The organism is Afipia sp. DC4300-2b1, assembly GCF_049895725.1.
Taxonomy (GTDB): Bacteria; Pseudomonadota; Alphaproteobacteria; order Rhizobiales; family Xanthobacteraceae; genus Afipia; species Afipia broomeae.
Genome location: NZ_JAFCSX010000001.1, coordinates 726,541 through 739,182 on the forward strand (window position 1 = coordinate 726,541; position 12,642 = coordinate 739,182).

Below are 12,642 nucleotides of genomic sequence, written 5' to 3' on the forward strand. Positions count from 1 at the left end.
GTTCAGCGGCCTTTCACCGGCGTCTCGGCAATCGGGGTCAATGGCGCCTTGCCGGAGAACCACAGCTTGAGATTGTCGACCACAAGCTGATCCATCGCGTTGCGCGTGGTCACCGAGGCGGAAGCAATGTGCGGCAGCAGTACGACATTCTGCATCGCCTTCAATGCATCCGGCACCTCCGGTTCGTTCGCGAACACGTCGAGGCCCGCCGCCATGATGGTGCCATCCTTGAGCGCGGCGATCAGCGCATCCTCGTCAGCCACCGATCCGCGCGCGACGTTGATGAACACGCCACGCGGCCCGAGCGCCTTGAGCACCTCGGCATTGATCATTTTTGCGGTCGACGGGCCACCAGGGGTGATGGCGATCAGTGTATCAACGTCCTTGGCCATCTCGACCAGGTTGGGATAGTGCTTGTAGGTCACCCCCTTCGCCGGGTTGCGCGAGTGATAAACCACCGGCACCAGCGATGCATCGAGGCGGCGCGCGATGGCCTGGCCGATACGCCCCATGCCAACCATGCCGACCTTGCGGTCACGCAGCGAACCGGGGCTCAGCGGAAAGGCTTTCGTGGTCCAGTGCCCGGCCCGCAGATAGCGGTCCGCCTTGATGAACTCACGCAGCGTCGCGATCAAAAGACCCAGCGCGGTGTCGGCGACCTCCTCTGTCAGCACGTCCGGCGTGTTGGTGACGACGATGCCGTGCTCGGCGGCGTATTTGGCATCGATATGATCGTAGCCGACCCCGAAGCTGGACACGATCTCAACCTTCGGAAAGTGCGACAGCGTCGCGGCGTCAGTCGATACCAGGCCGGTGACCGCAATGCCGCGAATCCGCCCGGCGATTTCCGGGGCCAGGCGGCTCAGATCGCGATGGTTCTCGAATTTGTGGAGAACGAAGTTCGCAGGAAACCCGTTATCGATTACCGGCTTCGATGGGCCGTAAACCAGTACATCGACCTTTTCCTGAGAACCATTCGCAGCCATTAGTTTTCCTTTCCAAGCGCACTTTCGTGCCAGCGTCGTAGCACAAGATACGAGGCCAGCGAGAGGCCCAAATAGATGACAATTCCGGCAATCGAGAGCAGCAACAGCGCCGCGAACATCCGCGGGATATTGAGGCGGTAGCCGGCCTCTGCGATCCGGTAAGCCAGTCCGGAACCTGCCCCGGCCGAACCTGCCGCGATTTCGGCGACCACCGCGCCGATCAGCGACAGGCCGCCCGCGATCCGCAAGCCCCCGAGGATATGCGGCAGCGCCGAAGGCAGTTTCAGGTGGCGCAGCGTCTGCGCGCGCGAGGCGCCGTACAGTTCGAACAGGCCGAGCAGATTGCGATCGACCGAATTCAGCCCCAGCGTGGTGTTCGACAGCACCGGAAAGAACGCCACGATCCAGGCGCAGATCACGACCGCCACATGCTGTGGCAGGTAGATCAGCAGCAGCGGCGCGATCGCGATGACCGGCGTGACCTGAAGGATCACCGCATAGGGCAGCAGCGCATACTCCAGCCATTTCGATCGGCTGAACAACACCGCAAGCGCAATGCCGCCGACCGCCGCCGCGACAAAGCCCTGAACCGTGGTCAGTAGTGTTGTGAGCAACGATCCGAACAGGATCGGCCAGTCCTGCACGAGGGTCGAGAAGACGACGCTCGGTGCGGGCAGGACGTAGACCGGAAGATTATTGAGGCGAACTACAGCCTCCCAGACCGCAACGCCGACAGCCAGGGCGATTAGCGGCAGAAGGATTTTCAGCAAGCGGGCCGGCGATGACTCACGCGCCGTCATGGAGCAGCTCCTGCGCCACTTGCCTTGGCCAGCGCCGCTGACACATCGCGGCAGCAGGCTGCGTACTCTGCGGATGTGCGGAACGCCTCGCCGCGCGGCTCGGCTGCATCGATGCGAAATTCGCGCGCGATGCGGCCGGGCCGGGATGTCATGATCAGCACGCGCTGCGACAGGTACACCGACTCGAACACCGAATGCGTCACGAACACGATGGTCTTGCCCAGCTTGCGCCAGAGCGCGAGCAGGTCGTTGTTCAGCTTGAAGCGCGTGATCTCGTCGAGCGCCGCGAAAGGTTCGTCCATCAGGAGAATTTCCGGATCGGTCACCAGCGCCCGCGCCAGCGAGACCCGCATCTTCATGCCGCCGGACAGTTCGCGCGGATAGACCTCGGCGAACTCAGCGAGCCCGACTTGCGACAGCGCCTGATTGACCCGCACGACGGCATCGGCGCGGGACACATGGGCCAGATCGAGCGGAAGCTGGACATTGCCGCGCACGCTCGCCCACGGCATCAGGGTCGGCTCCTGAAACACGAAGCCGATCGTGTGACGCGAACGATCCCGCGCACCGCGCCCGGCAACCTGCACAGTGCCGGATGTCGGCTCATTCAGCCCGGCCATGATGCGCAGCGCCGTGGACTTCCCGCAGCCGGACGGACCGAGCAATGACACGAACTCGCCCGCGCGAACGGTCAGGTCGAGCGGGCCCAGCGCGGCAACGCCGTTGTCATAGGTCTTGATGACGTCGCGCAGCGACACCGCCGCGCCCCCCGGCGGCCTGCCCTGCGTATCGTCAGCCTCGAGGATGGACATTCCGGGGAATCCGCTTCCGTCAGTTCTTCGGGCGCAGGTTAAGACCCACGGCCTTGTTGACGAAGCGCAAGGTGTAAGCCTTGCGATAATCGATGTCGCGCCGCGTCACCCCTGCGCGAACCATCTTGCCGAAGAAATCCGCCATACGTGCATCGCTCATCGCGCCAATGCCGTCTTTCAAGGTATCGCCGGAATCGACGATGCCGTACTGCTTCATCTTCTCGACAGAGTACGCGAGCAGATCGTCGGTCATCTCGGGATTGGCTTTCTTGATGAGCGCATTGCCGGCGCTGTTATCGCCATAGAGATAGGTGTACCAGCCGGTCACCGACGCATCGACAAAGCGCTGCACCAGATCGGCCTTCTTCTCGGCGAAGGCGGTTCTGGTTTCGATCAGCGTCGAATAGGCGTTAAAGCCATAGTCGGCGAGCAGGATCACCGTCGGCTTGAACTTCGCCTGCTTCTCGACCGCGAACGGTTCGGACGTCACGTAGCCCTGCATCGCGCTGTTCTTGTCGGCAAGAAACGGCTGCGCGTTGAAAGTGTAGGGCTTTACGTTCTCCTCGCTGAAGCCGTATTCGGATTTCAGCCACTGGAAATAGGTCGGCATTCCCTCCTTGGAAACGAACAGCGTCAGCGGCTTGAGGTCTTCCAGTTTGGTGACCTTTGACTGGGGGTGCGCCAGGAAAACCTGCGGGTCCTTCTGGAAAATCGCAGCGACGGCGACCACCGGCACGTTGTTCGCGACGGCGTCGAACGATTGCAGCGTGTTCGCGCTCATGAAGAACTCGATCTTGCCGGCGATCAACTGGATGCGGTTGTTGACGTTGGGGCCACCGGGAACGATCGTGACATCGAGGCCGTAACGCGCGTAGGTGCCGTCCGCCACGGCCTGATAGAACCCGCCGTGTTCGGCCTGGGCGACCCAGTTGGTGCCGAACGACACCTTGTCCAGTCCGCCGGGCGCCTGCGCATGTGCGGGTCCGGCAGCGAGCGCCATCCCGACGAGAAACGCGCGCAGCAAGTGGCTGGGTGGCATCATTGGACTCCGTTGAGCGTTTTGCCCATGATGGGCATCGCAAGGCTACTCTGCTAATTGATTCAAAGAAACGCCTGTTCGAAGAAACCCGCGCACGATGACTTCAAATCCTCCGCATGACTGGGCCGGAATTGACCTGTCCGGCATCGACAAAACCGATGCCGCTCGCTGGCTCGCCGTGTTGCCGCTCGCGGCAACCGAGCAGCATGGGCCGCATCTGCCGTTCGAGACCGATACCCTGATCGCGCAAGCGTACCTCGCGCGCGTCCGTGCCATCCTGCCAGAGAATCTGCCGGTGACGTTTCTGCCGATCGAACCGGTCGGAATTTCAACCGAACATACCGACTACCCCGGCACACAAACGCTGGCGACGGACGTCGCACTCGGCAAATGGATGGCGCTCTGCGATACGGTCGCGCAGACAGGCATCCGCAAACTCGTCATCGTCACCAGCCACGGCGGCAACAGCGCCGCGATGGCGCTGATCGCGCAGGATTTGCGCGCCAAGCATCGGATGCTGGCGGTGACCACAAGCTGGAGCCGGTTCGGCGCGCCGGATGGATTATTCCCTGCCGATGAATTGCGCTTCGGCATTCACGGCGGCGCAGTTGAAACCTCGATCATGCTCGCGGCCTTTCCCGATCAGGTCCGAGAGGACCGGCTCGCGAATTTCGAGTCTGCTGAAAAACAGATGACCAAAGAATTCCGCTGGCTCTCGGCGGGACGGCCCGCACCGTTCGCGTGGGCGATGCAGGATCTTAATCCGCTGGGCGCAGTCGGCGATGCAACGTTGGCCAGCGCGCAGAAAGGCAAAGCGGTGCTGGATCACGGCGCGCGCGCATTCGTTGAATTGCTCGATGATATCCGCAAGTTCGACCTCGCCCGGCTGGCAAATCGGCCTGAGATTCTGAAGTAGCCACATAATATATTGAAATAACTAGATTTTTCGGCGCGATGATTTCTCGGAAAGAATCTTCGAACCTATTCTCGTGAACTCACCACCAATTGGCATGCGGTCCACACGGCCCGCCCCAAACAAGGATGGAGAGTTTCATGTCGATCAAGACCAAAATTGCCGCCCTCGCTGTTGCTGCTGTCGCTCTGACCGGTGGCATCGCCGCCACCACCCAGGAAGCCCACGCCGGCAAGTTTCATCATCACCATGGTGTCGGCATTGGTGTCGGTCTCGCCGCCGGCGCGCTGTTCGCCGCCGCTGCCAGCAATGCTTACGCGGGCGACTATTACGGCTATCGCCGCTGCGGCTGGGTTCGCCAGTTCGACGCATACGGCAATTACATCGGCCGCGTTCGTAGCTGCTACTGATCCGCTTCAAAGTTGAGTTCGGCGCGACGCCTCATCCACGCCGCGTCGACCCAAGGACCCGCCCGGTTGTCCCCCCGGGCGGGTCATTTCATTTTTGCTTGCGCGATTCGCCGAGCGTCTCTAAGCCACAGCCGCATGTCGTCTGATTGTCACATAACAATGCCATGGCTCCCGGGCGAATTCCGGCCGGCCCACAGATCGGCTGCTCACAAGCAAAACAATCACTTGAGAACAATTCGCAAATACCGCCAAATGCCAGCAAGCCCGGTTCTTTCTGGTCCCTCAACCCGCAGATGCGATCCCGCGCGCTGGCCGTTTCATGAGCTCGATCAAACGCCACATAGTCCTGATGAAAAGCGCAGTCGCGGGACTTGCGCTGGGAGCGACGTCGCTTGATGTCGCGCGGGCGGCCGACGCCGCCCTGCCCCTGAAAGCGCTGCGCGCCGCGCCGGTTTTCGACTGGAGCGGTCTCTATGTCGGAGGTCACGCGGGCTATGGCGGCGGTAGCTTTGGACCCGGCACCAATCCGCTGCCGCAGCAGGGCATCTTCTTTCCGCACAGCATCACCGGTCTGATCGGCGGCTATCAGGCGGGCTACAATTTCCAGCTTGCGAACAAGTGGGTGCTCGGCTTTGAGGCCGACATCTCGTTCACCAGTCCGCTCGATCGGCCAAAACTCGAGCCCGCGCCGTTCAACACAACCTTCGATTACTTCGGCACGGCGCGGGGCCGCATCGGTTACGCCTTCGGGACGTGGCTGCCCTATGTCACCGGCGGCGCAGCGTGGGGACGCACGCGCATCGATCTTAACGATCCGGCCGGCGAGATTGTCGGCAACAAGTCGCGCATGCATCTGGGCTGGGTTGCCGGTGCCGGCGTCGAATTCGCGCTGGGCGGCAACTGGTCCGGAAAGGTTGAATACAACTACATCGATCTTGGCGCGCGCACTTACGGGCTCGGCGACGTGCCGCTGCCCGATGTGCGGGTCGATCCGCAGGTTCACACCGTCAAGCTCGGACTGAACTACCGGCTCTGGGACACGCCGCCCTGGATCGCGGGCAACTCGGCGATCAAGCCGCCTTCGCTTCCGGAATCAACCGACTGGAACGTCCACGGCCAGACCACGCTGATCACGCAAGGCTATCCGTCCTTCCGCGCGCCCTATCAGGGACCGAACAGCCTGCCCGGCGCCGGACGCACGCGCGAGACCTGGACCGTCGGCGCATTTCTTGGCTGGCGGCTGTGGGACGGCGGCGAGTTTTACTTCAATCCCGAGATCGCACAGGGATTCGGCATCGGCAGCACCCTCGGCCTTGCCGGCTTCTCGAATGGCGAAGCGCAGAAGGGCGGCGCGGAGTATCCGAAATTCCGCGCGCAGCGCTATTTCTTCCGTCAGACCTTCGGTCTCGGCGGCGAGCAGGAAGACGTGGCCGACGCCGCCAATCAGTTGCCCGGCAAGCGCGATATCGACCGCGTCACGGTCACGGTCGGACGGTTCGCCGTCGGCGATTATTTCGACGGCAATTCCTATGCGAAGGATCCCCGTGCCGATTTCATGAACTGGGCGATGTGGGCGTCTGCCGCCTATGACTTCCCGGCCGATCTGCCGGGCTTCACGCGCGGCGCCGTGGTCGAACTCAACCGCAAGGACTGGGCGATCAGGGCCGGTCTGTTCCAGGTGCCGTCGCAACCCAACAGCGACGTTCTCACCTTCAAAACCGGCGGCGCAGTGGTCGAATTTGAAGAGCGCCATACAATCTTCAGTCAGCCGGGCAAACTGCGCGTGGGTGTGTTCGCCAACCGCGGCAACACCGCCAACTATCGCAACGCGCTGGGCATCAGCGAGGCGAATCCCGGACTCGACATCAACGACATCGTGCCCGGCGAGCGCAAGGAGCGATCGAAGTACGGCTTCTACGTCAACGCCGAACAGCAGGTCGCAACCGACATCGGCATCTTTGCACGCGCAAGCTGGAACGACGGCCAGAACGAGATTCTCTCTTTCACGGATGTCGACCGGAGCGTGTCCGGCGGCGTTTCGATCAAGGGCAGTTACTGGGGACGGCCGGCCGACACCATCGGCCTCGGCGGAGCCATCAACGGACTGTCGAGCGCACACCGCGATTTCCTGGCCGCCGGCGGCAAGGGTCTTCTGATCGGCGACGGCCGGTTGAACTACAGCAACGAGCGCATTCTGGAGACCTACTACGCGCTGGCGCTCAACAAGGCCTTCACCTTCACCGCCGACTACCAGCTGATCACGAACCCCGCCTACAACGCGGATCGCGGACCGGTCTCGATCTTCTCAGGACGCCTGCACGGCGAGTTCTAAAAATCAGCCGCGCAAGGCCACCGGCGCCGATACGGACACAGGCGGCGCCGGAAGAGGCGCAAACGACTCCGCCTGCGCGAACGCCCAAGCATGGAAGCGCGGATTATCGACCTTGCCTTCGAGCAGTTCGCCAGGACGGAGCTGCGGATAGAGCCGCGCGAACGACAGCACGTCCGTTCCCGATATCCGATGCGAGAAGTGGATCGGACGAATCTCCTGCGGATGGCTGAGACCGGAAGCCGCGATCAGTTCCGCCAGCGCATGCAATGTGGCGCGGTGATAGTTATAAACGCGCGTCGTCTTGTCCGGCACCACCAGCGCGCGGCTGCGCGTCGGATCCTGCGTCGTCACGCCGGTCGGACAGCGATCGGTGTGACAGCTCAGCGACTGGATGCAGCCGAGCGCGAACATGAAACCGCGCGCTGAGTTGCACCAGTCCGCGCCAAGCGCCATGGCGCGGGCGAGATCGAATCCTGTCGCGATCTTTCCGGCAGCGCCGATCCGGACGCGGTCGCGCGCATTGATGCCGATCAGGGCGTTATGGACGAAGCTGACGCCTTCGCGCATCGGCATCCCGAGATGGTCCATGAACTCGGCCGGCGCCGCGCCGGTGCCGCCCTCGTTGCCATCGACCACAATAAAGTCGGGATAGATTCCGGTTTTGACCATGGCCTTGCAGATCGCAAGAAATTCCCAGCGATGACCGATGCAGAGCTTGAAGCCCACCGGCTTGCCGCCCGACAGCCGCCGCATCTCGCCGATGAACTGCATCATCCCGATCGGGTTTGAGAAAGCGCGGTGATAGGCCGGCGAAATGCAATCCTCCCCCACCGGGACGCCGCGAATGCGAGAGATTTCCTCGGACACCTTCGCAGCCGGCAGCACGCCGCCATGGCCCGGCTTGGCGCCCTGGCTGACTTTCAGTTCGATCATCTTGATCTGATCGTCGCTGGCGACCTTCGCGAACAGTTCGGGATTGAACGTTCCATCAGGATTGCGGCAGCCGAAATATCCCGAGCCGATTTCCCAGATCAGATCGCCGCCGTTTTCGCGATGATAGGGGCTCACTCCGCCCTCGCCGGTGTCGTGCGCGAAGTTGCCTTTCTTTGCGCCCGCGTTGAGCGCGCGCACCGCGTTGGGACTGAGCGCACCGAAGCTCATCGCTGAGATATTGAATACCGACGCCGAGTACGGCCTGGTGCAGTCGGGGCCGCCGATGGTGATACGGAAATGTTCGTCGGTCGGCGGCTTCGGCGCTACCGAATGGTTCATCCATTCATAGCCTTCGGCGTAGACATCTTCCTGTGTGCCGAACGGGCGCTTGTCGAGCACCATCTTGGCGCGCTGGTAAACCACCGCGCGCGTGTCGCGGCTGAACGGCTTGCCGTCCTTTTCGCTCTCGAAGAAATACTGCCGCATCTCGGGACGGATTTCTTCGAGCAGAAAACGGATATGCGCGGAAATCGGATAGTTGCGCAGGACTGCATGACTCTTCTGAAGCATGTCGTGAATGCCGAGCGCCGACAGCGACCCGAAAATCGCGATCGGAATGGCAAACAGAAAAATATGCTTGAAGTCGTAGTAGATCGCGCAGCCGATCAGGAGCGCGGTGATGCAAATACACAGCGTCAGAATGATAAAGCGAGGCGAGAGCAGCAGCGAGAAATTTTGCATAAAAACCTCGACAACAGATTCGTACGGCGCAACGCCGGCCCGCATGTTGGCGTGTTTCCCTGCGCAGGTCGATAGCACAGCGAAAACTGCCACCACAGACGGCAACTATACACCAAAGCGTGAGACCTCGACATCAGCCGTCCGGCCGGGCACGCGGATGGTTTGACGTCACCCTGTCATATCGCGCACGTAAGGGTTGGTGTTTGCAGGAGGCTCTGCCCCTGCAGCCATATTGCAAAGCAATATGGCGCGGCCCGCGTCATAGCAGGCGCTCGCTCAGTGCTGGTGTGGACGCATTTCGCCGGGGATGCCGCCCTTCTCAAGCCCGCCATCGGCGATCCACATCTCGGTGCTCTTTATGGCCCGCGCGATATGATCGTCTGTGCGGGTGAAGTCATAGGGCGAGCCGACCAGCGGGCAGAGCGGCGGCACGACGCAATAGTCGATGGTCGACTCCAGATACTCCAACTCGGTGGTCATCTGCCGCGAGATCAGCAGCGTCAGCGCGTGCAATGCGGTTGCGACAGCCCCGACCGGCGGGTTCTGTCCCGCGCAGGCAAATCCCGTCGGCATGATGACGAGCCGCTTCGCGCCTTTCTGGATCGCAACCCGGATCGGCGTGTTGCTCGATATTGCCCCGTCGGCCAGAAAACGGTTCTCGTGCTTGACCGGTGCGAATGCACCCGGAATGGCGGTGCTGGCCACAATCGCCTCGGCGGCGGAGCCCTCCGACAGCACCACAGTCTCGCCGGTCACGATGTCGGTGGTGACGATATGAACCGGAATGATTGAGTCTTCCAGTTTCTGGTACGGAAGATGATCCTCGATCAGCTTGCGGACACCGTCGTGGGAGATGAGAAAATCCCGCCGCCACAGAAAGCTGAGGAACGAACGCGCCGAGACCGGAAACACATCCTGCCGTGTCAGCCCCCGCCAGATCTCCGCCAGTTTCTTGACGCCGTCCAGTGTGGGCGCGCCGGCATAGTAAGCGCCGTTCATCGCGCCCACGCTTGACCCGACCACGAGATCGGCCGTGACCCCATGCGCTGCGAGCGCCTGCATCATCCCGACCTGAATCGCGCCAAAGCTTCCGCCGCCCGCGAAAACGAAAGCAGTCTTTGTTGGGGTGTGATCGTCCTCGCCGTGCATCGCCGGAATTATACCAATCCGTGCGCCGCACACGCAATCAAGATCGCTTGTTCACGACGAGCGTCATTGATCGTCAGGACCGCGAGCGGTGCATTGAGAAGGCAATTTGTTTATTCCTTGCTGAGCGACCCATCCCGATCAATGAGTTTGGCGATGACGGGAAAGTACGCATCGCCAAAACCGCCGTCGATGGCCTCCTGAAGAATCTCGTGGACCAGCGCAGCGCCGCGCGGCTCGATGCCGCCCTGCGCAGCAAGCTCGAGTGCATAGGACATATCCTTGAGCGCATACTCCGTCGAAAATGCGCGCAGGGGAAAATCGCCCGGCACGATGGCCTTCAGCCCGTGGTTGCGCAGCGCGAAGCTGTCTGCCGATCCTTTCGACAATGTATCGAGCAGCAGCTTCGGCTCGACGCCGCTGCGCTTGGCGATTGCGACCGCTTCCGCAAGCGCGTTGACGGTCTCGAACAGCACCATGTTGTTGAGAATTTTGGTGACCTGCCCCGCACCGGTGCCACCGCACAGCGTCACTTCGGTCGCGAAACACCGGATCAGCGGCTCGACCGTATCGAACAACTGCGGCGATGCGCCGACCATCACGCTCGATGTGCCGTCCTGTGCGGCCTGACGTGTCCGGGCGATCGGCGCATCGATCCACGACGCTCCCCTGCTCTCAAACTGCCTTGCAAAGTCGCGGGTGAGTTCGACCGATGACGTTCCGAGATCGATGACGATCTGGTTCGGCCTGACATTCTGCAACAGCCCTGCGCTGCCATCGAAGGCAATGCGGACGTGCCTGGCGCTGGGCAGACACAGAAACACGACGTCAGCTCGTGACACGATGTCGGCGACTGAAACCGCCACGCGTGCGCCGTCCGAACCAAGCCGCGCAAGCGGTTCGTGCGCGAGATCATAGACCACGAGCGGCTTCCCGCTCTTCTTCAAGAGATTGCGGCAGATCGGCTCGCCCATAACGCCAAGCCCGATAAATCCGATCGCGTTCATTGCCGATGACGTCATGACGCCTTCACCCGCTTGCCGGCGGAATCGCCTGCGATCCGGCCGAACACCGCGCCTGCCATCAGTCCGGTGCCGCCGGGATAATTGAAATAGAACAGTCCGCCCACGAGTTCACCGGCAGCATAAAGATTCGGGATCGGCGCCTCATCGAGGCTGACGACTTCACCGGCCTGCGTGATCTTCAGGCCGCCGAAAGTAAAGGTGATGCCGCACGTCACCGCGAACGCGAGATAAGGCGGTTTGTCGAGCGTGTTGGCCCAGTTGCTTTTCGGCACAGCGAGGCCTTTGGTGCCGCGCCCGTCCTTGATATTCGGATTGAACGGCACACCGGTGTTCACCGCGCTGTTCCAGCCGGTGACCGTGCGCATGAAGCCTGCCGGATCGACATCGTCGAGTTTTGTCGACAACGCCTCCAGCGTATCGGCCTGAACCTTCGTCACCTGCCGGATCCGGTATTCATCGCGCAGCAGATGCGCGACCTTCTGGTCGAAAATCTGCCAGGCGAACTGACCCGGCTGATCGAGGATCACGCGGCCGTATTTCGCGTAGGTGTAGTTGCGGAAATCCGCGCCCTCGTCGACGAAACGCTCGCCCTTCGCATTGACCATGATGCCGAACGGATAGGAGTGCTTCTGGAAGCCATCACCCACCGCAAGGTCGCCATGCTCGGGCGCATTGCGATCCCAACCCACCGCATGACAGCCGGACCAGTTGCCGGTCGGCCGGGCGCCGATATCAAGCGCCATCTGGATTCCGCTGCCGGTGTTGAAGCGCGTGCCGCGCACCTTGGCGAGATCCCATGACGGACCGAGATAACGCGTACGCCACTCGGCGTTGGCCTGAAAGCCGCCGCTGGCGAGGATCACGGCCTTGGCGCGGATGTCCCGCGTCTTGCCGTTCTGCCTGACGCGAACGCCCTGCACACCATTGTCGTCCGCGATCAGTGACAATGCGCGGGTCTCGAACATCACCGCAATGCCTTCGCGCGCTGCGGACTTGTGCAACGCCTCCACAAGCCCCGGCCCGCCGCCCCAGGCTTCGACGGTCAGCCCGCCCCAGAACTTGAACTTGCCGTCGACCTTGAAGGCCTGACGTCCATAGATCGGCACGAAACGCACGCCCTTGGTTCGCATCCAGTTCATGGTGGCGTGGCTGCGGCGTACCAGCAGTTCGACCATATCGGGGTGGGTGCGGTTCTGCGTCACGCGCGCCATATCATCGAAGAACTGATCCTCGCTATAGGTGCCGAAATCGGTACTTTCTTTTTCGCTGTCGGAGAGATCCGGCATCAGTGCATAGAGATCGTCCACCGTGTTGTAGGCGACGCGCATGGCGCCGGCGGTGAAACTCGAATTACCGCCATGCTCGCCTTCCGGCGCGCATTCCAGAACGGCGACGCTGACGCCGTGCTCGCGGGCCGCCAGCGCCGCGCACATCGCGGCATTGCCCGCCCCTACTACAACGACGTCATACTCGCTCATGATCGCCCTGCCGCCGCTTCTGTTCTG

General features: G+C 62.0%; 11 protein-coding genes. 3 read left to right on the top strand and 8 right to left on the bottom strand.

Features of this window, described 5'->3' with window-relative positions; all coding sequences use genetic code 11:
• Window positions 1-2 precede the first annotated feature (2 nt).
• Genes ACP7AL_RS03630 through ACP7AL_RS03645 form a run of 4 tightly spaced genes read right to left on the bottom strand, consistent with a single transcriptional unit; the run spans window position 3 to window position 3,637 of the window.
• The gene (locus tag ACP7AL_RS03630; RefSeq protein ID WP_425988965.1) at window positions 3-986 is read right to left on the bottom strand and encodes a 2-hydroxyacid dehydrogenase; all 984 of its coding nucleotides are present in this window, start codon (window positions 984-986) and stop codon (window positions 3-5) included.
• On the bottom strand, window positions 986-1,786 hold the full coding sequence (locus ACP7AL_RS03635) for an ABC transporter permease (protein WP_425988967.1): 801 nt from the start codon (window positions 1,784-1,786) through the stop codon (window positions 986-988). Before ACP7AL_RS03635 ends, ACP7AL_RS03630 begins: the two co-directional genes overlap by 1 nt.
• Window positions 1,783-2,598 (bottom strand): ABC transporter ATP-binding protein, encoded by an 816-nt coding sequence (locus ACP7AL_RS03640; RefSeq protein ID WP_425988970.1) that lies wholly within the window; start codon window positions 2,596-2,598, stop codon window positions 1,783-1,785. Before ACP7AL_RS03640 ends, ACP7AL_RS03635 begins: the two co-directional genes overlap by 4 nt.
• Window positions 2,599-2,617: 19 nt before the next feature.
• Window positions 2,618-3,637: an ABC transporter substrate-binding protein gene (locus tag ACP7AL_RS03645; protein ID WP_425988973.1), complete on the bottom strand. Its 1,020-nt coding sequence runs from the start codon at window positions 3,635-3,637 to the stop codon at window positions 2,618-2,620.
• 97 nt (window positions 3,638-3,734) lie between these two features.
• Here ACP7AL_RS03645 and ACP7AL_RS03650 point away from each other — a divergent pair, with 97 nt between their 5' ends.
• The 3 genes from ACP7AL_RS03650 (at window position 3,735) to ACP7AL_RS03660 (ending at window position 7,292) form a co-directional block, all read left to right on the top strand.
• A complete protein-coding gene (locus ACP7AL_RS03650; protein ID WP_425988976.1) occupies window positions 3,735-4,553 on the top strand; it encodes a creatininase family protein in 819 nt (272 codons plus the stop codon).
• Between the two features lie 137 nt (window positions 4,554-4,690).
• Complete coding sequence (locus ACP7AL_RS03655; RefSeq protein WP_425988979.1) at window positions 4,691-4,960, top strand: hypothetical protein; 270 nt, start codon at window positions 4,691-4,693, stop codon at window positions 4,958-4,960.
• A 319-nt stretch (window positions 4,961-5,279) separates the two neighbouring features.
• Window positions 5,280-7,292: a carbohydrate porin gene (locus ACP7AL_RS03660; protein ID WP_425988981.1), complete on the top strand. Its 2,013-nt coding sequence runs from the start codon at window positions 5,280-5,282 to the stop codon at window positions 7,290-7,292.
• A gap of 3 nt (window positions 7,293-7,295) precedes the next feature.
• On the opposite strand, the gene ACP7AL_RS03665 is transcribed toward ACP7AL_RS03660, so the two are convergent.
• The 4 genes from ACP7AL_RS03665 to tcuA all read right to left on the bottom strand — a co-directional run bounded on the left by ACP7AL_RS03665 (window position 7,296) and on the right by tcuA (window position 12,615).
• The gene (locus ACP7AL_RS03665) at window positions 7,296-8,966 is read right to left on the bottom strand and encodes an FMN-binding glutamate synthase family protein (RefSeq protein ID WP_425988984.1); all 1,671 of its coding nucleotides are present in this window, start codon (window positions 8,964-8,966) and stop codon (window positions 7,296-7,298) included.
• Window positions 8,967-9,242: 276 nt separating this feature from the next.
• Window positions 9,243-10,115, bottom strand: coding sequence for a patatin-like phospholipase family protein (locus ACP7AL_RS03670; protein ID WP_425988986.1), 873 nt, complete (start codon window positions 10,113-10,115; stop codon window positions 9,243-9,245).
• A 110-nt stretch (window positions 10,116-10,225) separates the two neighbouring features.
• Window positions 10,226-11,134, bottom strand: a complete 909-nt coding sequence (locus ACP7AL_RS03675) for an NAD(P)-dependent oxidoreductase (RefSeq protein ID WP_425988988.1) — start codon at window positions 11,132-11,134, stop codon at window positions 10,226-10,228.
• Window positions 11,131-12,615, bottom strand: a complete 1,485-nt coding sequence (gene tcuA, locus ACP7AL_RS03680; protein ID WP_425988990.1) for an FAD-dependent tricarballylate dehydrogenase TcuA — start codon at window positions 12,613-12,615, stop codon at window positions 11,131-11,133. Before tcuA ends, ACP7AL_RS03675 begins: the two co-directional genes overlap by 4 nt.
• Window positions 12,616-12,642 lie beyond the last annotated feature (27 nt).

What these genes read in the sequence shown, in the direction of transcription:
- ACP7AL_RS03665 (WP_425988984.1), bottom strand. Translation starts at nt 8,966, where the DNA reads ATGCAAAATTTCTCGCTGCTGCTCTCGCCTCGCTTTATCATTCTGACG.
- tcuA (WP_425988990.1), bottom strand. Translation starts at nt 12,615, where the DNA reads ATGAGCGAGTATGACGTCGTTGTAGTAGGGGCGGGCAATGCCGCGATG.
- ACP7AL_RS03650 (WP_425988976.1), top strand. Translation starts at nt 3,735, where the DNA reads ATGACTTCAAATCCTCCGCATGACTGGGCCGGAATTGACCTGTCCGGC.
- ACP7AL_RS03660 (WP_425988981.1), top strand. Translation starts at nt 5,280, where the DNA reads ATGAGCTCGATCAAACGCCACATAGTCCTGATGAAAAGCGCAGTCGCG.
- ACP7AL_RS03645 (WP_425988973.1), bottom strand. Translation starts at nt 3,637, where the DNA reads ATGCCACCCAGCCACTTGCTGCGCGCGTTTCTCGTCGGGATGGCGCTC.
- ACP7AL_RS03640 (WP_425988970.1), bottom strand. Translation starts at nt 2,598, where the DNA reads ATGTCCATCCTCGAGGCTGACGATACGCAGGGCAGGCCGCCGGGGGGC.
- ACP7AL_RS03635 (WP_425988967.1), bottom strand. Translation starts at nt 1,786, where the DNA reads ATGACGGCGCGTGAGTCATCGCCGGCCCGCTTGCTGAAAATCCTTCTG.
- ACP7AL_RS03630 (WP_425988965.1), bottom strand. Translation starts at nt 986, where the DNA reads ATGGCTGCGAATGGTTCTCAGGAAAAGGTCGATGTACTGGTTTACGGC.
- ACP7AL_RS03655 (WP_425988979.1), top strand. Translation starts at nt 4,691, where the DNA reads ATGTCGATCAAGACCAAAATTGCCGCCCTCGCTGTTGCTGCTGTCGCT.
- ACP7AL_RS03670 (WP_425988986.1), bottom strand. Translation starts at nt 10,115, where the DNA reads ATGCACGGCGAGGACGATCACACCCCAACAAAGACTGCTTTCGTTTTC.
- ACP7AL_RS03675 (WP_425988988.1), bottom strand. Translation starts at nt 11,134, where the DNA reads ATGACGTCATCGGCAATGAACGCGATCGGATTTATCGGGCTTGGCGTT.